The sequence below is a fragment of the Vibrio sp. Of7-15 genome, from assembly GCF_022347565.1.
Lineage (GTDB): Bacteria > Pseudomonadota > Gammaproteobacteria > Enterobacterales > Vibrionaceae > NORP241.
On the sequence record NZ_JAKRGH010000015.1, the window covers coordinates 88,003 to 109,778 of the forward strand.

The 21,776-nt window shown below is 44.3% G+C and carries 16 protein-coding genes; 7 read left to right on the top strand and 9 right to left on the bottom strand.

Features of this window, described 5'->3' with window-relative positions; all coding sequences use genetic code 11:
* Nucleotides 1-142 precede the first annotated feature (142 nt).
* On the top strand, nt 143-1,132 hold the full coding sequence (locus tag MHO82_RS15740; RefSeq protein ID WP_239185141.1) for a glycine betaine ABC transporter substrate-binding protein: 990 nt from the start codon (nt 143-145) through the stop codon (nt 1,130-1,132).
* Between the two features lie 133 nt (nt 1,133-1,265).
* On the opposite strand, the gene MHO82_RS15745 is transcribed toward MHO82_RS15740, so the two are convergent.
* Nucleotides 1,266-1,658, bottom strand: a complete 393-nt coding sequence (locus MHO82_RS15745) for a DUF2750 domain-containing protein (protein WP_239185143.1) — start codon at nt 1,656-1,658, stop codon at nt 1,266-1,268.
* A 192-nt stretch (nt 1,659-1,850) separates the two neighbouring features.
* Between MHO82_RS15745 and MHO82_RS15750 the strand changes: the two genes are divergently transcribed.
* Together MHO82_RS15750 and MHO82_RS15755 are read left to right on the top strand one after the other, a co-directional pair.
* The gene (locus tag MHO82_RS15750; RefSeq protein ID WP_239185145.1) at nt 1,851-2,645 is read left to right on the top strand and encodes a transporter substrate-binding domain-containing protein; all 795 of its coding nucleotides are present in this window, start codon (nt 1,851-1,853) and stop codon (nt 2,643-2,645) included.
* Nucleotides 2,646-2,720: 75 nt separating this feature from the next.
* Nucleotides 2,721-3,293, top strand: a complete 573-nt coding sequence (locus MHO82_RS15755; RefSeq protein WP_239185147.1) for a nucleoside triphosphate pyrophosphohydrolase family protein — start codon at nt 2,721-2,723, stop codon at nt 3,291-3,293.
* Between the two features lie 100 nt (nt 3,294-3,393).
* Here MHO82_RS15755 and MHO82_RS15760 read toward each other — a convergent pair whose 3' ends face one another.
* The gene (locus MHO82_RS15760) at nt 3,394-3,990 is read right to left on the bottom strand and encodes a TetR/AcrR family transcriptional regulator (protein WP_239185149.1); all 597 of its coding nucleotides are present in this window, start codon (nt 3,988-3,990) and stop codon (nt 3,394-3,396) included.
* Between the two features lie 153 nt (nt 3,991-4,143).
* On the opposite strand from MHO82_RS15760, the gene MHO82_RS15765 reads away from it, so the two are divergent.
* A complete protein-coding gene (locus MHO82_RS15765) occupies nt 4,144-5,325 on the top strand; it encodes an MBL fold metallo-hydrolase (RefSeq protein WP_239185151.1) in 1,182 nt (393 codons plus the stop codon).
* Nucleotides 5,326-5,404: 79 nt separating this feature from the next.
* The gene (locus MHO82_RS15770; protein WP_239185153.1) at nt 5,405-5,902 is read left to right on the top strand and encodes an ACT domain-containing protein; all 498 of its coding nucleotides are present in this window, start codon (nt 5,405-5,407) and stop codon (nt 5,900-5,902) included.
* Between the two features lie 113 nt (nt 5,903-6,015).
* Here the strand turns inward: MHO82_RS15770 and MHO82_RS15775 are convergent, their stop codons facing one another.
* Both MHO82_RS15775 and MHO82_RS15780 read right to left on the bottom strand, forming a co-directional pair.
* A complete protein-coding gene (locus MHO82_RS15775; RefSeq protein ID WP_239185155.1) occupies nt 6,016-6,225 on the bottom strand; it encodes a cold-shock protein in 210 nt (69 codons plus the stop codon).
* 302 nt (nt 6,226-6,527) lie between these two features.
* On the bottom strand, nt 6,528-7,466 hold the full coding sequence (locus MHO82_RS15780) for a helix-turn-helix domain-containing protein (RefSeq protein WP_239185157.1): 939 nt from the start codon (nt 7,464-7,466) through the stop codon (nt 6,528-6,530).
* Between the two features lie 139 nt (nt 7,467-7,605).
* Between MHO82_RS15780 and MHO82_RS15785 the strand changes: the two genes are divergently transcribed.
* On the top strand, nt 7,606-8,007 hold the full coding sequence (locus MHO82_RS15785) for a rhodanese-like domain-containing protein (RefSeq protein ID WP_239185159.1): 402 nt from the start codon (nt 7,606-7,608) through the stop codon (nt 8,005-8,007).
* An 87-nt stretch (nt 8,008-8,094) separates the two neighbouring features.
* Here MHO82_RS15785 and glgB read toward each other — a convergent pair whose 3' ends face one another.
* The 3 genes from glgB to MHO82_RS15800 form a co-directional block, all read right to left on the bottom strand.
* Nucleotides 8,095-10,236 carry a 1,4-alpha-glucan branching protein GlgB gene (gene glgB, locus MHO82_RS15790; protein ID WP_239185193.1) on the bottom strand — a complete coding sequence of 714 codons (2,142 nt, stop codon included), beginning with the start codon at nt 10,234-10,236 and terminating at the stop codon, nt 8,095-8,097.
* A gap of 61 nt (nt 10,237-10,297) precedes the next feature.
* Entirely contained in the window at nt 10,298-12,478 is a 2,181-nt protein-coding gene (gene malQ, locus MHO82_RS15795) for a 4-alpha-glucanotransferase (protein ID WP_239185161.1), read from the bottom strand.
* A 70-nt stretch (nt 12,479-12,548) separates the two neighbouring features.
* Nucleotides 12,549-15,005, bottom strand: a complete 2,457-nt coding sequence (locus MHO82_RS15800) for a glycogen/starch/alpha-glucan phosphorylase (protein WP_239185163.1) — start codon at nt 15,003-15,005, stop codon at nt 12,549-12,551.
* A 566-nt stretch (nt 15,006-15,571) separates the two neighbouring features.
* On the opposite strand from MHO82_RS15800, the gene malT reads away from it, so the two are divergent.
* A complete protein-coding gene (gene malT, locus MHO82_RS15805; RefSeq protein WP_239185165.1) occupies nt 15,572-18,280 on the top strand; it encodes an HTH-type transcriptional regulator MalT in 2,709 nt (902 codons plus the stop codon).
* A gap of 82 nt (nt 18,281-18,362) precedes the next feature.
* On the opposite strand, the gene MHO82_RS15810 is transcribed toward malT, so the two are convergent.
* Together MHO82_RS15810 and MHO82_RS15815 are read right to left on the bottom strand one after the other, a co-directional pair.
* Nucleotides 18,363-19,547: an outer membrane protein transport protein gene (locus tag MHO82_RS15810; protein WP_239185167.1), complete on the bottom strand. Its 1,185-nt coding sequence runs from the start codon at nt 19,545-19,547 to the stop codon at nt 18,363-18,365.
* Entirely contained in the window at nt 19,547-21,703 is a 2,157-nt protein-coding gene (locus MHO82_RS15815; RefSeq protein ID WP_239185169.1) for an alpha/beta hydrolase-fold protein, read from the bottom strand. The genes MHO82_RS15810 and MHO82_RS15815 overlap by 1 nt, the downstream gene beginning before the upstream one ends.
* Nucleotides 21,704-21,776: the final 73 nt, after the last annotated feature.

The window sequence follows — 21,776 nt, forward strand, 5'->3', positions numbered from 1 at the left end:
CCTTTATACATCAAGTTAAGGCGGTATTATCAACGAGTTTTATAAACTGAGGTGCAACGTCAACTATGCTTTGAGTACAAGATCATCATAATCACTCGACTTTCTCTAGGTATTTCCAGCGGTCAGTACTGAGGAACAAAGCATGAAAATGTTCATTCTGCTCCTATCATTGTTTTCCTTCAATGCGTTAGCTGATTGCTCCAAAGACAAGCCAGTGAACATACTGGGGTTTGATTGGGAATCAAGCCAAATTCTAACTGCCATCATAAAACAAATCATTGAGCTGGGTTTCGAGTGTTCTGTCAACGTGAAAGTCGCCGACAGCAATGCTGATTTCATTGCTACCTTACACCAAAGGAAAATCGATATTGTTCCGGAAGTGTGGCTGAGCAATTATAGTGAAGAGCTCATTGAATTAGATAAAGAAAAAATACTCGTCATATTACGCAATGTATACCCCGGAGCAGAAGAAGGCTGGTACATTCCTAAATATGTCCAAGATCACTACCCCACGCTGACTAAAGTCACCGATCTCAGCGCACATACTCAGGTTTTTACCTTGAAATCTGAAAACAATAAAGGCATTTTTGTTAGTTGTCCTAGCTATTGGAAGTGCGCCACCATTAACTATAACCTATTGGCGGCATTACAATTACATAGCAACTTCCACTCCGTTAACCCGGCATCTGGCGTAGAGCAACGTGAGATCATTTTAGAGTACTTCAAAAACCAAACTCCCTTTGTTTTTTATTACTGGGAGCCCGCATCACTACTTGGGCTGCTTCCAGAAACGGTGAAACTGCAAATGCCCATCTTTAACTACCGAGGCCATACTTGTAATTCCAGATTAAATTGTGAGGCCCCCTACCCTGGAGGTTATCCACTTTCGGATGCTTCAAGTGGTATTTCATATCAGTTTCAGCAAAGAGCGCCAGTACTTAGCGATTTTATGAGTAAAGTAAACATCACCGCACACGACATGAGCTCGCTGCTTGCATGGGCAGAAAAAGGACGCCACGCCCCCGATGAAACCGCCCGTTACTTCTTAAAGACATTTTCAGAAATCTGGAACCCGTGGGTATCACGTTCCATCGTTCTAAAAATAGAGCGGCATCTTGCCATCCACAACTAATAGTAACTAACGCAGAAAAAGAAAGAAGAAAGGACAATAGAAAAAGAAGAAGAAAAAGGCATAACAAAAGCTCAGGACACACACGTAATGCAACACATCACGCTCTTCCTGAGCTTCTTACCACACAGTAAGCTTAACGGCTTTTTTTCGCTTGTTGCTTTAATTCAAAATCAAACTCATCAGGGAATACGACAACGCCTTCCTCATCTTGATTTGGAAATACCACCACCGCTAATTCATCATCTTCCAGACCATGGCTCCAACGGCTATGCCACTTATTCAACGAAATGGATTCCGCTTTACACGCTTCCCACTCCCCTGTCGCCCACGCTTCAGCAAACTCTTTATGTGGCCAAACTGGAACACAGTCTTCATCTTCTGTGTTTAACATAACGCAGCCATGCTCATCCGTCAGAATCCAAATTTGACGGTGCTCCACAACTTCTTTCAATAAATACTTAAAACGCTTTTCTGCATCGTAGCTTTGAATAGTTGTGATCAACGTTGAATCGAGAGGTGTAGACATATTCGGTGTTCCTGCTATTGCAACTTATGAAGCTCACATAATAGTGCAAAATATCTGTTGAGTCTTACCAGTTTTAAACAAATCACGCATTATTCACATTGCAACGTAAGGCATATTAATTCATATTGTTTTAAATTAACTCTAATCAACAATCAATCACATCGGTGTTAACAAGGTACAAAGGAATACTACATGGACAGTCGTATTTGGATCACTCTCTATAAAAAAAGCGCTCGATTACTGTGCATTCTCTGGCTCACTTTTTTTAGTGCCATCACCTCTGCCGATGTCATCACGATTGTTGCTGATGAATGGTATCCCTACAATGGCACTCCTGATTCATCAAAGCCAGGTTATGGCATTGAAGTGATTCAGCGTATTTTTGAAAAACATGATCACACTATTGAATATACAGTGCTGCCGTGGAACAGAGCCATTCATACCACTAGGCGAGGCAGCTACAACGCTATTATTGGTGCCATAAAAGCTGATGCGCCCGATTTTATTTTTCCAGAACAAGAGCTAGGTTACAGTCAAGATGCCTTTTACGTGGCTAAAGATAGCTCGTGGAGTTTTTCTGATATTCACTCTCTGTCAAAAATGAGAATTGGCCTTATCAAGGACTACGCTTACGATGACTCCCCATTAACCCAATTTGTTAAACGCAACCCTAATAACGTCTACTACTCCCTCGGCCAAAACGCGCTAGAACCCAACATCCGCAAACTACTCAATAACCATCTCGATGTACTGGTAGAAGACAAGAACGTTTTCGCCCACACCACCCAAGACATGGCACTGCATAATCAATTTAAATACGCAGGCAACTTAGGAAAAGGTAGCCATATCTATGTAGCCTTTTCTCCTCAACATAAAAAATCCAAAGAATACGCCGAGATTTTTTCCCAAGGAATGAAACAACTGAAAGAGTCTGGTGAACTAGAAAAGATCCTAAAAAAATACGGTCTGCAATATTGGCACGAATAACCCTTCTTTTTAGTGCTGGGTTTGATTACACTCGTGGGCTGAAACCAAACCTAGCACTAACAAGGTAATAAACTTATGAAGCTGTCTGTTTTAGACCAACCACTTTACGACCACTTATACCGCGACATTAGCCAATTCCGCTCAACTTTCGACCTTCCTATTGAAGATCCAGCGTCGCTAAATGAAAAGATGGATCAGCTTCATACTTCACTGGCTATTGAAGAGATGACTGAGCTTGCTGTCGCTGATTCTAAAGTCGAGCAAGCAGACGCGATTGTTGATTCTGTCTACGTATTGATGGGCCGTTTAGTTCACCTTGGCGACAAACAAATCAACGACAACCTAGCCATTAGCTACCTTATTGATCTGCTCCTTAATGTGGCAAAAAACTGCGACATTAACTTTGTAGCTTGCTGGGATGAAGTTCATTCAAGCAACATGAGTAAAGTGTGCCGTACCGAAGCGGAATACGAAGAAACTCAAGCTCACTATGCCAAACAAGGTGTTGAGCTAATGGCAACCACCAAAGGTGAGTTCATTATTGCTAAATGTGCACAAGACGTAGAGCTAAAAGACAAGGTAATTCGTCAAGGTAAAGTACTTAAATCGGTTTACTACCGTCCAGCGAACTTAGAACCATTAGTGTAATTTTATTTATTGAGTCATTCAGTAAATACACTTTTCAACGGCTCTATCATGAGCCGTTTTTTTCATTCTTAAAGCCAATAACCGTTCAAAGTGGCTATATTTACTCGGCCAAATATTGCGCTAAAAACATATCCAGTGTTTTTTCTATCATGTCTTGCTGCTCAGATTCTGGAACCTCTGAAAAACCATACAGCTTAGGATAAAAAATAAACGACTTTAGATGATATACAAACTGCTTACCGGCAAAGTCTGGATCGTCCACAGCAAGCACACCACATTCGCAAGCTGAACGAATAAAGCACGCTAAATGCTGTTCACACCCAATGGCTTCTGAGCTTAATTTTGCCGCTAAACTGGCGTCTTTCAGCATTTGAATAAACGCGGTGCGACCTAAGCGAATAAAATTATCAGATGTGAGGAGTGCCACTTCTTGCTCTGCAATTTCCCGTAGTTGGCCTCGAATCTCTTTATTCGGATCAAAAGCAACTTGACCAACTTGTTCCATTTTTCTCATCATGTCAGACAAAATTGCCTGAAACAAATCCTGTTTACTGGGAAAATGATTGTAAACCGTTCGTTTAGACACTTGAGCTAATTTAGCGACATAGTCCATGCTAGTGCTATCAAGCCCTTGTTCACTAAACGCTTTCTCAGCCGCCGATAAAATTTGTAACCGCTTTTGCTCAGATAATTTCACACTTAATGCTCCTTACATCTACCTCGTAAATTGTACGCTTCTTAAAAAAAAGTGCACTAACTAGTTTACTTTTCACAAAAACAGAATGTAAACTACCCAGTGTAGTTTATTTGTAATGCCTTTAAATAAACATAATCTGAAGTGAGGTAAAACATGCAACACACTCAAGCCCCAGTCGCGCCTGTTCATGTCACCAACAGCAAACAAGCGGGAAAGAAAAAATGGCTTATTGCTCTTGCTACCACCACTTTAACCATTACTGGAGCCAGTATGTTTTTATCGTCTATTAATGCCACACTTCCAGAAAACACTGATGCCATGGAGCAATCAAAACAGTTCCATCAAGGCAAGTTTCACAATCAAAGCATTATCACCAAGCCAAGCAATTCAGAGAGTTCTTCTATTCTCAAACGCTGGTTATTTGAGAAAAAAATCGATGCATCACCAACCCAGGAGATGCCGATTGTTGCTATTACACCAGATACCTTAGCCCAGCTGCCCGATAATACGGTGGAAGTGTTTCGCTTAGGCCACTCCAGCATCCTATTAAAACTGCATGGTGACTTCTGGTTGCTCGATCCTGTGTTTGCGGATCGTGCATCACCATTTAGCTTTATTGGCCCAAAACGCTTCCACCAAGCACCGATCTCCATTGACGATCTTCCTCCTTTAAAAGGAGTGATCATTTCTCATAATCACTATGATCATTTAGACAAAAGCAGCGTCAAAAAACTGGCCGATAAAGTGGATCATTTTTGGGTTCCTCTCGGTGTCGATGGCGATCTTCAACATTGGGGAGTTAATCCTAACAAGATCACTGCAATGGATTGGTGGCAAGAGGCTAACGTGGATGGCGTAACCCTTGCTTTCACGCCAACCCAGCACTTTTCTGGCCGAGGGCTGAGTGACGGGAATAAAACCTTGTGGGGATCTTGGGTGATAAAAAGCCAAGATCAAAACCTCTATTTTAGTGGTGATTCAGGGTATTTCGATGGCTTTAAACAGATCGGTGAAAAGTATGGGCCGTTTGATCTCACCATGATTGAAACTGGCGCTTATGATCCAAGTTGGCCCGGCGTTCATATGATGCCAGAGCAAAGCCTGCAAGCGCACTTAGATCTAAAAGGTAAGCAGATGCTTCCAATCCATAACTCGACCTTTGATCTGGCTTTTCATCGTTGGTATGACCCACTAGAGACCATTCGAGATCTTGCCAAACAACACCAAGTTAATCTATTGACACCACAAATTGGCGCTCAGCTTACAGTAAACAAAGAAGCGTTACTCGCACAAAATCACACAGCCCCTTGGTGGCGTGGATTAAATGAAAAATAACGCATAACAAGTGAGCGTGTGCATATAATCCTTCTATACTTAATCACCAATAACGGTGTTGAGAATAGCAGGATTAAACATGAAACAATTGGTGATCACCCTAACCGGAAAAGACCGCCCAGGGCTTATTGAACTCGTTTCTCACATCGTGCTACAACACAAAGGCACATGGCATGCCAGCAGCCTGACTAACCTTTCTGGTCAGTATGCTGGTATTTTACATATCTGCGTGCCTTCTTCTCAAGTTGCAGCTTTGTATGACGCCCTCTCCAGCATAACCGAATCCCAAATGCACTTGGTTGAAGTCAATAAACCAAGCTCATGCCAAGCACAGCACAAGCTCACCATTACAGGCAGTGAGCGCCCCGGAATTATTAACAAAATCGCGACAAAACTCGCCTCGATGAACATTAACATCAGTAAGCTAGAGACCATCACTAAAAGCCAACCTAAACTCTTTGTCGCTATCCTAGAGCTAGAGCTACCCGACATTGAATTGATACACGTTCAAGAAAATCTTGCGGCACTGACCGATGATTTAACGGTTGAATTGTCGATAACAGAAAATGAAAGTTGAAGAAAAAAGGGAGAAGAAAAAAATTTACACAAGAAAAACCTACGCCTCTATGTAACAAGCATAAAAAATGCCGGCCTTAGCCAGCATTTTTAAAGAAGAGGTCGTTCTTCGAATTATAGAGAAACTACGTTAGCAGCTTGAAGACCTTTTTGGCCTTGCTCTACTTCGAAAGATACTTTTTGGCCTTCTGCAAGAGTTTTGAAACCCTCAGAAGCGATAGCACGGAAGTGAACGAATACATCTGCACCGCCGTTATCTTGAGTAATGAAACCGAAACCTTTCTCTTCGTTGAACCACTTAACGATACCAGTTGCTTTAGACATGAGTGTCTCCTAAATTTTTTCAAAAATAATTCGCAAAAAATGCGGAAAAAAGCCCAAAAGAATTATTTATGTAATGTTTAACTATGGGAAGGAAATACTTCATGACACAGACTGATAACGCCGATGAATTGAAGGTTTTCTAAAACATAATGTCGCATATAAATAGGTCTGTATTGCAGGCCGAGCAAGATAATAACAAAAGCACTGCGTTTGTACAGTGTGACTTAAAGAAAACATTTGCCCACATTGCCCTCACTGGCTCCAGCGACTCATGCCCATTCACAACTCATCAAGGCTGATCACTATCGATTCCCAAATTGATCGCGATACTGCCTCGGAGAAACATCAAACACTCGTCGAAAGTGATGCCGCATGGTTGTTGCATTATCAAAACCTGCAAAGGTAGCAACCTGTTCAATCGTGTACTGGGTGTCTTCTATCATTTGTTTAGCGAGCGCTAAACGTTGCTGAGTCAACCACTCTTTAGGGCTCATATTCAGTGATAATTTAAATTTACGATCAAACGTTCTTCTCGACATGTTGGCACGCTCTGCCATCTGCCCAACATCGATAGGTTGCGATAAGCTTTCTAGTGCCCAATCCAACGCTTCTGAAAAGCTATTAGGTCTCTCTGACACCACGGTTTCAACGAATTGTGATTGCCCCCCTTTACGATGTGAGGAAACCACCAGCCGACGGGCAATACTATTCGCAACTTTATGACCATAGTCTTGCCTGATCACTTCAATGCCCAGATCCAATGCCGCCGCACTGCCAGCCGAGCATCCAATTTGGCCATCATAAAGGTACAACACATTATCGACAAAAGTAATCTGCGGGAATCGCTCTGAAAACAGGGCAGCATAACGCCAATGAGTTGTAGCTTTTCGTCCATCTAATAAACCAAGCTCTGCCAGTAAAAAGGCACCAGAACAAAACGATAAAATACGCTTTTTTGCTTTATGAAAGTCCAACATGGCTTTTCTTAACTTAGCCGACACTTCCGCTTTATGAGTACTCCAACTAGGGATAACGACCACGTCATAATTATCTAGCGAACTCACTTGCTGCGCCATGATTTTCACCCCACCGGTCACCTCCAATGCACAGTCATCAAACGTAACTACTTGTGTTTGATACCAGTCTTCAATTTCTGGCCTTGGTAAAGCAAACAATTCAACCGCACAGCCTAGTTCAAATAAAGCGGCATTGTCGTAAGTTAAAATGGCAATACGTTTCATCGAATATCCTTATTCTGTACTCAAATTCAGCTATCTCTGGCTCAAAGTTAACGATAATTGTCTTATGCGCCAGTGTCACCTTTTTTCATTTAACGCTGTAATACCAACCACTCATCACAACAAAGAAAAGGATTTCATTATGTCATCTGCCGTATCTAGAGTTTCTGCCGCCAACAGCAGCGATGCCCTCGCGCATTTTGAACAGCTCTTACAATTTGAAACTGACTGTTGGGATGTGCATCACGCACTGACCAATCACCGTAAAGATTTTGTCCTGCTTGATGTACGCGGCGATGAGGCGTTTGCCAAAGGGCACATCGAACAAGCCATCAGCCTACCACACTCAAAACTTAACTCTAAAAACTTAGAGAACTACTCAGCCGACACGTTATTTGTGGTGTATTGCGCAGGCCCACACTGCAATGCCACAGAGAAGGCTGCAATCAGGCTTGCGAAATTAAATCGTCCCGTGAAAAAAATGATAGGTGGGATCACAGGCTGGCTCGATGAAGGATTCACATTAATTTCCAATGAGGAGTAATCTCGTCTTATTCACTCTTCTGTAGACAAGGAAAATAAAAGGCCCAGTCGCTAAACTGGGCCTTTCAAGATCAAAGAGTATTGATCACTACGTCAGTTTGTAGAATACCGTCGACAACGGCGGTAAATTCACCACCAAGGAATTATCCAAACCTTGGCTTTCCACTTTCTCTGTTAGCGCTCTGGATGGCGTGTCGTAATCGCTGCCATCGTATTTCGCCGCATCGGTATTCAACACAAGTTGATACTCACCCGCAGTGGGAACACCTAAACGGAAACCATCACGAGGGGCTGGTGTAAAGTTGCTGATCACCAGTATACGTTCCCCGTTATCACTGATCCGCTCATGGGCCAATACACTCAGCTCATTTTCATCTTGTAAGCGCCATTCAAAACCAGACGGCTCACAATCACGCTCATGCATGGCAGGTTCATCGCGATACAAACAATTTAAATCTCGTATCAGCGTTTGCATGCCTTGGTGACGAGAGTACTGCAACCAGTGCCATTCTAACTGCCCTTCATGTGCCCACTCTGCACTTTGTGCAATCTCAGCGCCCATGAAATTCAGTTTCTTACCAGGTTGACCATACATGTATCCCATGTAAGCTCGCATATTTGCGGTTTTTTGCCACTCATCACCCGGCATTTTATTTAGAATAGAACCTTTGCCATACACCACTTCATCATGAGATAGCGACAATACGTAGTTTTCACTGAAGGCATACACCATTGGGAAGGTAATGGTATCGTGATGATAACGACGGTGAATTGGGTCTTCTTGGATATAACTTAAGCTGTCATGCATCCAGCCCATGTTCCATTTAAACCCAAATCCAAGTCCGCCTACATCCGTTGGTTTAGACACCCCCGGGAAAGCCGTTGATTCTTCAGCGATCGTGATGGCGTTCGGAAAGTGACGATACACTTCTTCGTTCATCCATTTCAGCAAGCTGATCGCATCGTAGTTTTCATTACCACCATCATGGTTTGGTACCCATTGATCATGGCTACGTGAGTAATCCAGATATAACATGGAAGCGACGGCATCCACACGAATACCATCAATGTGGAATTGCTCAAACCAATACAGTGCATTAGCCACTAGGAAACGACGGACATGATCACGGCCGTAATCATAAATAAAACTATTCCAGTCTTGATGCCAACCACGACGAGGATCAGGGTCGTTAAACAGTGGCGTACCATCAAAGTTCGCCAAACCATGGCTGTCGGATGGGAAGTGCGCTGGAACCCAATCAAGTACCACCCCAAGTCCTGCTTGGTGACACTGATCGACGAAATACTTAAAGTCATCTGGGCTGCCAAAGCGGCTGGTAGGCGCAAACATACCAATCACTTGGTAACCCCAAGAACCATAAAATGGATGCTCCGAAATCGGCATTAATTCAACGTGGGTGTAACCCATTTCCGTTAAATAAGGCACCAGCTGATCCGCTAGCTCACGATAGGTAAGGAATTCACCTTGATCATTCTTCCGCCATGAACCTGCATGTAACTCATAAAACGACAGAGCTTCTTTGTCTTTACGGGTTACAGGGCGCTGCTGCCATTTTTTGTCTTGCCATTGATAGGTACGGTGATCGTACACAATAGAAGAGAAGGAAGGGTATTGCTCAGAGTAGAACCCCCAAGGATCCGCTTTATGGGGTAAGTCTTCCCCACTCGGCCCTTTAAGTTCAAACTTATATGACGATCCAGCTTTCAGATCAGGAATAAATAATCCCCATAAGCCATGGTCAATGCGCTGCATCGGATGACGACGGCCATCCCAGTGGTTAAAATCCCCGATAACACTAGCGGCAGAGGCATGCGGTGCGTAAACAATAAAACGGACACCTGAGGTTTGGTGGCCACCACGCTCTAGGGTCACCAGTTGTGCACCCAATTCGTGATACATGCTTTTCGGAGTATGAACCGCCTCTTCACTTGGCATCACATTGTGATATTGATAGGGGTCATCGACGATCTGCTCCGTACCAGACCAGTTAATAGCTAAGCGATAATGTGCAGTGGTGAAGTTTTGAGAACCTTTAAGAATAAAGCCACTTTCTGATTCACGCTCTAAAGCAATACGTTCATTGTTATCAAGCAAGATTTCAACGCTGTCTGCGCCAGGAATCCATACTCGAAGGGCAATGCCTTTAGAGCCGAATTGAGGACCTAAAAATGAAAAAGGATCAGAAAATGCAGCCCTTTCAAGCTGCATGTATTCTTCAAATTCACTGCGTACGACATCTTTGTCCAACGCAACTCTCCTGATAGTTATTTTATTTTTGACTTGCCTGAGCTCGTACTTCAGTAAGACGACGAGTTAAGTCATTGACATCTTGGCGACCAAATAGATCATCTAACGAGGCCGACAGCTTACGACGCCAGTTAGGGTATTCATCTACCGTGCCTGGGATGTTGACTGGCTTGTCCATCTCTAGCCAATCTTCAAGCTGTAAGCTCAATAGAGTACTCGATCCTGCAGCAAGATGCATCTGCAACCCTTCACTTAAATGACGATCCATCGGCACGTATGCCGCATCGCGTCCTACTCCTTCAGGAAGGTAACCATGCCATGCAATACTATCAAGGATGGCTTGTTTGCTTTTTGCTCTAGAATCGAACAACTCTTGTAGCTGTTCACTATCAGGATAAAGGCCTAATTCTTTGCCCATCTTTAAATCTTCACAATGCCAGAAGCCACGCAGTGTCGGCATATCATGAGTACACAAAGCCGACATAGACTGGTTGGTGTAATGCTGTGGTGAGTAATATCCACCATCTTCTGCGGTTTCGAAGAAGAACACTTTGTAAGAATGCACACCGGCATCGCCAAGCAAAGTGACAATCTCATCAGGCACCGTACCCAAATCTTCACCAATAACAGAACATTGATGACGGTGGCTTTCAAGAGCCAAAATGGCCAACATGTCTTCAACTGGGTAATACATGTAGGCACCTTGAGTGGCATCTTCTCCTTTTGGAATCCACCACAGGCGCAGTAAGCCCAAGACATGGTCAATACGCAGCGCACCACAATATTTCATGTTGGCACGAAGCAGCTGGATAAAGGCATCATACGCCGTTTCTTTTAGTCGCTGTGGATTCAGCGGTGGTAACCCCCAGTTCTGACCAAGCGGACCTAAAATATCTGGCGGCGCACCAATGCTAACATCTTGGCAAAGAATGCCATCATCAGCCCATGTTTCTGAACCACTGTCTGCCACACCAACAGCGAGGTCGCGGTACAGGCCAACCGACATGCCCTTTTCTTCTGCAAATAGCTGAACTTCATTAATTTGACCGTCTGCAATCCACTGTAAATACATGTACAGCTCAACCTGATCGGCATTTTCTTTAATGAAGTTCTTAACCGCAGGGCTGTCAAAGCGTTTAAATTCAGCAGGGAAAACTGGCCAGCCCCACATACTTGCATCTTCATCGTGCAAAGATTTATGCAAAGCATCAAAAGCGGCTTGGTGAAGCAGGCTCTCACCACCGACCTGAACAAACTCTTTAAACGCTTTACCACGAGCGGTATTTTTATCTAAATGACGTTGCTTAAATTCTTTATAAAGCAGCGGCAACACACTCATTTTCAGCTCAGAGACTTCACTGTAGTTCACCCAGTGAGCATCACGCGCTGCATTTAAGCGCTGTTGGAATTCTGCGCTACCCACAAGCTGTTGTGCCTCGGTAGATTGGGCAAACTCAGCAACAGAGCTCACGTCAATATACAGAATATTGAGCCAACGACGAGACGATGGACTATAAGGACTTGCCCCTTCTGGGTTCGCAGGGAATAAAGAGTGGATAGGGTTTAGGCCAACAAAGTCACCACCACGAGCAGCCACATCACCCACTAACTGTTTGAGATCACCAAAGTCACCAATCCCCCAGTTATGCGCGGTACGCAGGGTATAAAGCTGAACACTTGGGCCCCACAATTTCTTTTCATTTAAAATATCGTCTTGCTTGAAACACGATTTAGGCGTAACGATTAAAGTCATAACATAAGGAGATTTACGACGCTTACGGAAAATCTGTAACTTGTGATAACCCCAAGGCAAGTTTTCAGGCAATGCAAACACTAAAGCACCACCATCAGCACGATCGTCACTCACAAGCTGTGATTGAAGGTAGCCTTCCATCACTTCCCCTTGCTCAGTCTCTAAGTGCCAGCTGAATTCACTTTCACGAGCACTCACACCCAAGTACAAAGGCACGTGTATCGGATCACCATCACAGGTTACCTGAACTGGTGCTAACACATCCTTACGGTGCTTTTTAGATGCCGACTCCAACAGAGACTCATCGTTTTTCGTGTTGTACCCTAGAGAGTTCAGTAAATAACGAATGGTATCGTCACTTACTGCTGCCTCGTCGCCCCAAGCGCTCACGTAGCTGTCGGCAATGCCTGCCATGTCAGCGACTTGTTTTAGTATGTTATCGTGTTTCATCGCTTTCTCCGAAGGCGGCCTAGCACCGCCTCCCATTTATGTAGTTTTAATCGTTATTGAATGGTGGAAATTAACGGTTTACCGCTTCTAATTTCCAAATGTTGTTCACGTAATCACGAATACTGCGATCAGAGCTGAACTTGCCCACCAGCGCGGTATTCAAAATAGCCATACGTGCCCAACCTTTTTGATCACGGTAGGCGTCGTCAATGCGTTGCTGAGCTTCCACATAACTTGCAAAATCCGCTAATACTAAATATGGGTCACCACCATCAAGTAAGCTCTTGCGCGTAGCAATCAGCTGACCTGGGTAGCCAGGTGTGAACTCGTCACCTTCTAGTAAATCCAGCGCCGCTTTTAATAAGCTATCCGCTTCGTAGTACTTACGAGGGTGATAGCCTTCTGCTTTTAATTGCTCAACTTCGTCCACCAACAAGCCGAAGATAAAGATGTTCTCATCCCCTACTTCTTCACGGATCTCAACATTCGCGCCATCCATCGTACCCACGGTTAATGCACCGTTTAGGGCCAACTTCATGTTACCCGTACCTGACGCTTCTTTACCCGCTGTCGAAATTTGCTCAGACACATCCGCCGCAGGAATAATAATTTCCGCTAGGCTCACACGGTAGTCTGGCAAGAACACCACTTTCAGCTTGTCGTTAAGACGCGGATCGTTATTCACTTTGTCCGCCACTTTATTAATAGCGAAAATGATTTCTTTTGCTAGCTCGTAACCTGGGGCTGCTTTTGCTGCAAAGAAGAACACGCGTGGGTGCATATCGAATGTTGGGTCATTCACTAAACGATGATACAGCGCCAAAATGTGCAGTAAGTTCAGGTGCTGACGTTTGTATTCATGCAAGCGCTTAATCTGCACATCAAAAATTGCGTCCGTATTCAGCTCAATATCTAGATTGTCTTGAACCCAATCGGCGAGACGCTGTTTATTTTGCTTCTTCACCGCCATGAAATCTTGTTGGAATTTCGCATCATCTGCGTATTTCGCAATACCACGTAACTTATCCAGATCCGCTGGCCAATCATGACCAATTTTTTCAGAGATCAGGCTCGATAAGCTTGGGTTACAGAACTTCAACCAACGACGAGGCGTTACCCCGTTAGTCACGTTTTGCAGACGATTTGGGTATAGCTCATTAAATTCAGGGAACAGATCACGCTTAACCAAAGCCGAGTGCAGAGCCGCTACACCGTTTACCGCGTAGGTACTTGCCACACACAGGTTAGCCATACGAACCATGCGGTGCTCGCCTTCTTGAATAATGGAAAGCTTACGCATTTTTTCAATGTCGCCTGGCCACTTGGCTTCTACCTCTTGTAGGAAGCGATGGTTGATTTCAAAAATGATCTCCATATGACGTGGCAACATTTGAGAAATTAACGCTTCACTCCATGTTTCTAATGCTTCTGGCAGTAGAGTATGGTTAGTGTACGCAAAGGTTTTAGAACTGATTGACCATGCGTCTTCCCAGCTAAAGCCGTAGTCATCCAGTAGAATACGCATTAACTCAGGAATGGCGATTGTTGGGTGAGTATCGTTAAGCTGAATGGTTTCAAACTTAGCTAAATCAGCAATATGGTGGCCTGATTTTTCGTGACGCTTTAGAATATCCGCCACTGAACATGCACAGTGGAAATACTGCTGCATCAAACGCAGAGCTTTACCTTGTAGGTGGTTGTCGTTCGGGTACAGAACCTTAGTCACGTTGCCCGCTTCAAGGTTCGCGTACTGCGCCCCTACGTAATCGCCGTCATTAAAACGACCTAAGTTGAAAGGCATTGGCGCACGACATTCCCACAAACGCAGCGGGTAAACGGTATTACTTTGGTAACCAACAACTGGTAAATCCCATGCAGCACCTTCTACTTCCATGCCCGGAACCCAACGGCGTTTCTCTTCACCACTTTCCGTTGTAAACGATTCCACATGACCGTAGAAACCCACTTGTTGAGAAAGCTCTGGACGCTGAACTTCCCAAGGATAACCTTCAACACCACGCCATGCATCTGGCGCTTCTTTTTGACGGCCCGCTTCAAAAGACTGACGGAACAAGCCGTATTCATAGTGAAGGCCGTACCCCACCGCTGGGAATTCTTGTGCCGCTAATGAATCCATAAAACACGCAGCTAAACGACCTAAACCACCATTACCTAAAGCAGGATCGCGCTCTTCTTCCAATAGATCCGTTAGGTTATGGCCTAACTCTTCCATCGCTTCTGTCACTTGCTCATATAAGCCCATGCTGATCAGGTTGTTACCCGTTAAACGACCAATCAGAAATTCAAGAGAAAGGTAGTTCACACTGCGGCTCTGAGTGATTTTTTCATCCTGCTCAGTTTCCAATAAATCAACCGTTGTAAACTCGGCAAGCGCACGCCCCATTGCCAAATACCAAGCACGCGCATCGGCTTGAGCTTCCGTGTTTGCGTACGTCGTTGTTAAGTGTTTTTTTACCGCCTGTTGGAAAGCAGCTTTGTTGAATGTGTTCTGAGCAGTAGGTTTCATCGCCTGATTCTCACTATTTTTTTAAAATTTTCCCGACTGATATCTATCGTGCATGGTCGTGCGCCAATAAACATCATCCTATTTCGTACGGCACTGGGGAGGAGGAGAAGGGGCGTAGAGGGTGTATTCTCCCTCTCATTGTGATGCCAGTCATAATTTAGAGGGTGAGCCTCCAAACTCTCTGTGACACTAACCTCACTTTTTGCCTCTGCTCGAGCCTCTTCTAAAATCAATATCCGTCGTCATTAAAAACAAATACATTTCAGCTGGATAAAATGAGTGCATATCAAACAACATAACGAACGGGTATTAATTTTTCGTCACACATGTGTGAATAGTTTGATCGAACACTAGATTTCAGACTCAAAGGGAGATTGACATCACACTTTCAGGGATGAGTTCACATTTAACTGATAGAAAAGGGATTAAAGTAACGATCGAGATCAAGGCCACGCTTTGTGAGAAACAAGCAAGATAAGATACATAAATATTATAAAAATAAATTTAAGATTGAATTTGAAGCGAAGTGCTCAACCTACGCTGTACTAAAAATAAGAATATAAACTATGTGGATACCGTCGAAACTAACTCGTCCAGCACGTTTACATAACGCCATCTTAAGGCCGCGTGTATTAGAATCATTACAACAAGCGCCTTTCTACAAACTGGTGCTTTTCCGCTCCCCTGCTGGCTATGGTAAAACCACCATGGCAGCACAATGGCTATCGGAAAAACCACACACGGGCTGGTACAGCCTTGATGACAGTGACAACGACACATTTCGGTTTGTGAATTACCTCATTCAAGCCATTAACAAAAGCACCAACAACGCCTGTCCAAATACCCAAACGCTGGCTGAAAGACGCCAGTTTGCTTCTTTACCTAGCCTGTTCAGTGAATTATTTGGTGAGCTACATGCGTTTCACCAAGAGCTTTATGTTGTGCTTGATGATTATCACTTAATCACCAATGACGATATTCACGAAGGGATGCGCTTTTTCTTAAAACACATGCCAGACAACGTCACCCTTGTCGTAACCAGCCGAACTCAACCTGCTCTTGGCACTGCTAATTTACGTGTGCGTGACTTATTAATCGAAATCGATAATGATTCACTCGCCTTTGACGACGACGAAACCGAACGCTTCTTTACCCAACGGATTCATGAAGAAGTCGATCAAGACACGGTGCATCACCTCCGCTCTCAAGTGGAAGGCTGGGCGTCAGCATTGCAATTGATCGCCCTACATGCTCAGCAACACCAACACTCTTTGGCTCAATCGGCGCAATCTATGGCCAATTTTAATCGTGGTCATTTATGGGACTACTTAGCCGAAGAGGTGTTCGATCAGCTAGATTCAGAAACTCAGCAATTTTTAGCTCAGTGCTCTATTCTAGATACCTTCAATGCAGAATTAGTGACCGAGCTAACTGGCAGGCCCGATGCTTTAAGCCGTTTAGAATCATTAAACCGATTTGGCCTTTTCTTGCATACTTTAGAAGGGGCGCAAAACTGGTTCCGGTTCCATAATCTTTTTGCTGAATTCTTAAATCACCAGCGTCAGACCACCATTCCAGATCAAGAAAACCAACTGCATTGCGTCGCTGCTAGAGCTTGGCTAAAGCAATCCAGCCCACAACAAGCATTAGCTCATGCTCGTAAAGCGAAAAATGCTCAGGTGATTGCCGATATTTTATCTGACTATGGCTGGATGTTGTTCCACCACGGTGAATTGACGCTATTAGAAGCCGCCATCGATGATCTGAACGCAGATGTCTTATTCACTTCTCCGCGATTAGCGCTATTAAGAGCTTGGTTAGCACAAAGCCAGCATCGCTATAACCAAGTGGGTGAATTACTCAAAGAAACAGAACATGAACTGACACAGAGAAATATTGTGCTTGATGATAGCCTGCAAGGGGAATTTAACGCCCTACGAGCACAAGTGGCCATCAACCAAAGCAATCCACAGCAAGCGTTAGAGTTGTCTGAGCAAGCGTTAGGTCAGCTTGAGTCCAATACATATCGTAGCCGCATCGTAGCGACTTCGGTTGTGGGTGAAGTGCATCATGTATTAGGCCAATTAAACCGTTCACTGCCTATGATGCAACAAACCGAGAAGATGGCGCGCCAATACCACGTTTATCACCAAGCGTTATGGGCCATTTTGCAACAGAGTGAAATTTTGATTGCACAAGGCTATGTTCAGTCCGCTTTTGATTTGCAAGATCAAGCCTTTAAGTTAATTGAAGAACAACATATGCAGCAAGTGCCGTTGCATGAATTTTTACTCCGTATTCGCGCTCAGATCTTATGGTGCTGGAACCGCTTGGACGAAGCAGAAGAGTGTGCCCATAAAGGCTTACACGTACTGGCACATTACGATGAAACGAAGTTTTTACCCTGTTACTCCATGCTGGCCAGAATTGCCATCAGCCGCGGTGAGTTAGACAAAGCCGCGCGCTACCTTGAACTCTGCCAGGGATTAATGGATCGTTCGGATTATCACATCGATTGGACGGCCAACGCACACGTTGCACAGTTATTGTACTGGCAAGCCACCAATGAAACTGACGCCATTCAACATTGGCTAGAACAAGCGGAAAGACCAGACGGAGCCTGTAACCACTTCCAACAATTGCAGTGGCGTAATATTGTTCGAGCCAGTTTGATCTGTGGTCACTATGAACAAGCCAGCGAATTGCTCACCATGATGCAAACTGAGTGTGAAAATCTCAACCTGCTCACCGACAAAAACCGTAATATGATCCTAGAGGTCATTTTGCATCACCACCAAGGCAACGAAGACGCGGCTTTAGCCAAACTCACCGAAGCACTCGTACTGACTAATAATACTGGGATGGTGGGTAACTTCTTAGTGGATGGCAAAGAAATCGCCCCGTTACTGCAAGCACTGCTCGATTCAAAGCAACTAGGAGACCTTGAGCGTCACCGCGCCCAGCAACTACTCAAAGAAATGTCGAGTAAAGAGCGCTCTCGCTCCGTTCACTTCGATGAATCGTTTGTGGAAAAACTCATTAATCACCCTGACATTCCAGAACTTATCCGTACTAGCCCGTTGACTCAGCGTGAATGGCAAGTGTTGGGGTTAATTTATGCGGGATACAGTAACGAGCAAATAGCGTCAGAACTGGATGTAGCATCAACCACCATCAAAACGCACATTCGTAACCTGTACCAAAAATTGAATATTGCGAACAGGCAACAAGCCATTGAGACCGCAGAGAAGCTGCTAAAACTCATGGGATATTAAGTTAACGCTTTTCGGTTAAATAACATAAAAAATGCTCCTAAGGTTATACCTCAGGAGCATTTTTATAATTACGGGACACAACCTAAAAGGTGTGATTATATTGAATCCCCACCAGCCAAGCGGTTGCACCCACCACCGATTCAATGTGCGATGAAGCGACCGTCGTTAAGCTTTCATTCACGCTCGTTTCTTGACCCAAGATATAGCTCACACCCACATCGACTCTATGATCCGATGCCATCTGATACGACGCGCCCATTGAATACCAATGACGATTCGTGTCTGGAATGGATAACGACGTTAATGTATCCACAGGGGAGGCATCGTACATATAGCCGCCCCTTACTGTCCACTCAGGAGACAACACATAAGTTGCGCCTAACGACAAATGTCCAGCGTCTTTCCAGCGATACTCTTTCACAGGTGTAGAGTATTCATTGGAAGTTAACGCATCAAACTCAGACCAATTCACCCATTGTAAACTGTAGTGAAAAGCCAGCTTCGTGGTTAACTGATGATGCCCAGAGAACTCAACAATATCTGGTAATGGCACATTCAGCGAACTAGCAGGAACGCCTGTCATCGCCATGTCCCCTTCAGTGTTCATTTCCGGACTGTAACGGTAGCTAAGGCCAAAACGATGATCTTCATTAACGACATAAGCAAGGCCAGTATTAAAACCAAACTCAACCCCATCGCTGTCAATAGTCAGAAGCCCTGCCCGATATATTTCCCCTTCGCCATACACAGCATCTAAGCCAAATCCCACACTCCATTGCGGCGTTAACTGATACGCCGCCGACACACCAAAGTTCACACTCGTCAGCGCCGTGGTGCCACCAAATTCGGTCGCCACAAAATCACTAGGGAAGCGCACATCGGTACCAAAGTTTGAGTGCACCGTCGCACCAAACGTCCAAGGAGAGTCTTCCATTGGCAATACGAAATGAACATTGGGCACAAAAGTACTGCTGTCTAAGTTAAAGTCCTCAATGTTCTGAGTGCTTCCCGAAATAGGCGTATAGCTGGCATCACTGATATCAACTTGGCTATCAATTAAAATACCGCCCACTGAAAAGGTTGGTTTTTCAATCAGTGACATTCCCGCGCTGTTTTTCGCCACAATGGAGGCATCATCAGCAATGATGGCATCTCCTGCAAACGCTCGCCCCAGCCCGCTGGCTGATTGTGCGTTTAACTGAAACCCAGCGGAAAAACTCGGAGCTGAAAACACAGCCAACGAAATATAAAGGCTATATCGGCGCATTAGTTTACCTCCTCGGTTTCAATGTGCACTAAATCTCGATCACTGATGGCTACCTCTTTGCCTTGGCTACGAACCATACTGGCCACGGCTTTTTGCTGCATGCCTGTTGCCCCTAGCACTTCAATCAAAATGTCTTTATCAGGAAAACCGGGCTCACCACTGTCATCCATTGGGCCTTCATAAGGGAATAAATACGTACCATGACCGCCCGTTGTGGTTCTCAAAACGCCACGAATACCGTTTTGATCCTCATGCGCCGCTCTTAATACATCGAGCCCTAAATCAGACACCAACGGATCGGTTCCCGTTCTCACGTTGTTCTCAGCATAATTCGGAATCACAAAATCAGGCAGATACTCACCCACTTCACAGGTTGCTCCACAATTACCTACCGCTTCTAAAAGTAAAGTCAGCTGATTTGCTTGTACTTGCCTTTGATTCAAATTCGCTGGCTCTGAGCTATCAATACTCCATTGCACTCCTTGTTTTAAACCAGGCAAAATTAAATCGTAAATATCATCTTCAAGCTGTGTCACCGTGAGTAAGTTTTCGTCTGATTCAGCCTTAAACAAACGCAGGGCAGTAATACACTCTTCATTACTGTTTGTGGCTTGGCAGCTACTTGGCACAACCGTTTCAGCAATACCACGTTGAATGTCTGGAGAGCCTTTAATCGCGGCTGTTGTTTCAGGGCCTAAGTCGTTGGAACTCAGAGTTAAATTCACTAAACCTTGCCCCGGAACAACGAAGTTCGCTGTTGTAAGCGCCAACTCTGGTATCCCTTGGGTCATTTCCGTCACCATGACAGACATGATTCCACCTAATGAATGGCCAATAAGGTGAACTTCATTACTGTTTGCCCAAGAAGCATTATTAAGGGCATAACGTAGGCTCAAAAAGTCAGATACCGACTGGTGCAAGTTACCACGTAACGTTAAAGGGGACGTGATATTAATAAAAAAGCTCTTATCCTTTTTGGCACTGATTTCATTGTCGTACTTGTCATACATGATCCGCTCACCGTGATACGGCATATCTATCGCCACCACAAGATAAGGCTGATTATTCCCCTTAGGAGCCACATAGTCTTTAACCATGAGTGATGCTGCCCCTTTGTCTGCCGTCACACCATGAATGAACATCACCACAGGTAAAGGCGTACTAGGATCCCAACCCGCAGGAGCATATATATCCGCCGTCAGCTGCAGTGGCTCAGAAGCGGGAAGGGGGTTACCCGAAGTTAAATGTGTACCACCATCTGCTGGCTGCATCCACTCATATAAAGCCGGGCATTTATTGATAGGGTCAAACTCATCCACTTCACAGTTATCTTTATCATCCACGGTGAATGGTAAGTAATTTGGTAAAGTTAATGGTGCTTGATAAAGCTCATAATCTTCTTTCGATCCTTCAGTGTTATGAGATAGCCCCCCTAAACTGGCCGAAATATTATTACCACGAATCGCTTCTAAAACTGCGTAAGAGTCTTGTGTTTTAAATTGCGCAGCATAAACAACGTCGCCAAGCCCACCGACATCGGAATAAGCCCTTTTTGCTGCATTAATTTGATTTTTAATATCAATTTCTTTTGGTGTCAGATGTTCATCTTCGGTTTCTTGCAACGTTAAAAAGCGGCTGTCTGCTTTTATTGGTTGACCAAATTGAGTCGTAACGCCGTTACTTACTACCACGTAATAAGTACTGCCACTTTTCAAGGCCGATGAACAAGCAATTTCGATATTAGAGCCATCAGCACTGACACTGGCATCTACGACAGTTGAAGTCGTTTTATCAATCAGCATCACATGCCCAGTGAGAGAGCTGGCTTCTAAGTCATAACGCTGAGGTGAATCAATGCTGGCAATTGGGATCATTAGAGGTTCGGTACATAATCCCCAACCATCTAAAGCACCAAATGAAGTTTCGTAACTTTGATAAAACGAAACACTATCACTTGAATAAGCAATGGGTTCACTAGGTACGGAGAGCGTTCCATCATCGTCATAACCATAACCATCGTTCGGTTTGGGTAAACTTTCTGTGGAAAACGGAATATATACAGAAACTTCCTGTTGGGTCTGTTCTTCTTCGATATTACACCCACTCAAAGAGAACGCCCACAATATAATTGCAGGGTATTTATATCGTGTTTGCATATTAATTCTTCTTTTTATTTAAATTATATTTATGACAACAATTAATATTTAACTTATTTTTATAGGGTACTAG

Coding starts and splice junctions, on each gene's coding strand:
- MHO82_RS15740 (WP_239185141.1), top strand. CDS start 143: ATGAAAATGTTCATTCTGCTCCTATCATTGTTTTCCTTCAATGCGTTA.
- MHO82_RS15745 (WP_239185143.1), bottom strand. CDS start 1,658: ATGTCTACACCTCTCGATTCAACGTTGATCACAACTATTCAAAGCTAC.
- MHO82_RS15750 (WP_239185145.1), top strand. CDS start 1,851: ATGGACAGTCGTATTTGGATCACTCTCTATAAAAAAAGCGCTCGATTA.
- MHO82_RS15755 (WP_239185147.1), top strand. CDS start 2,721: ATGAAGCTGTCTGTTTTAGACCAACCACTTTACGACCACTTATACCGC.
- MHO82_RS15765 (WP_239185151.1), top strand. CDS start 4,144: ATGCAACACACTCAAGCCCCAGTCGCGCCTGTTCATGTCACCAACAGC.
- MHO82_RS15770 (WP_239185153.1), top strand. CDS start 5,405: ATGAAACAATTGGTGATCACCCTAACCGGAAAAGACCGCCCAGGGCTT.
- MHO82_RS15775 (WP_239185155.1), bottom strand. CDS start 6,225: ATGTCTAAAGCAACTGGTATCGTTAAGTGGTTCAACGAAGAGAAAGGT.
- MHO82_RS15780 (WP_239185157.1), bottom strand. CDS start 7,466: ATGAAACGTATTGCCATTTTAACTTACGACAATGCCGCTTTATTTGAA.
- MHO82_RS15785 (WP_239185159.1), top strand. CDS start 7,606: ATGTCATCTGCCGTATCTAGAGTTTCTGCCGCCAACAGCAGCGATGCC.
- glgB (WP_239185193.1), bottom strand. CDS start 10,236: ATGCAGCTTGAAAGGGCTGCATTTTCTGATCCTTTTTCATTTTTAGGT.
- malQ (WP_239185161.1), bottom strand. CDS start 12,478: ATGAAACACGATAACATACTAAAACAAGTCGCTGACATGGCAGGCATT.
- MHO82_RS15800 (WP_239185163.1), bottom strand. CDS start 15,005: ATGAAACCTACTGCTCAGAACACATTCAACAAAGCTGCTTTCCAACAG.
- malT (WP_239185165.1), top strand. CDS start 15,572: ATGTGGATACCGTCGAAACTAACTCGTCCAGCACGTTTACATAACGCC.
- MHO82_RS15810 (WP_239185167.1), bottom strand. CDS start 19,547: ATGCGCCGATATAGCCTTTATATTTCGTTGGCTGTGTTTTCAGCTCCG.
- MHO82_RS15815 (WP_239185169.1), bottom strand. CDS start 21,703: ATGCAAACACGATATAAATACCCTGCAATTATATTGTGGGCGTTCTCT.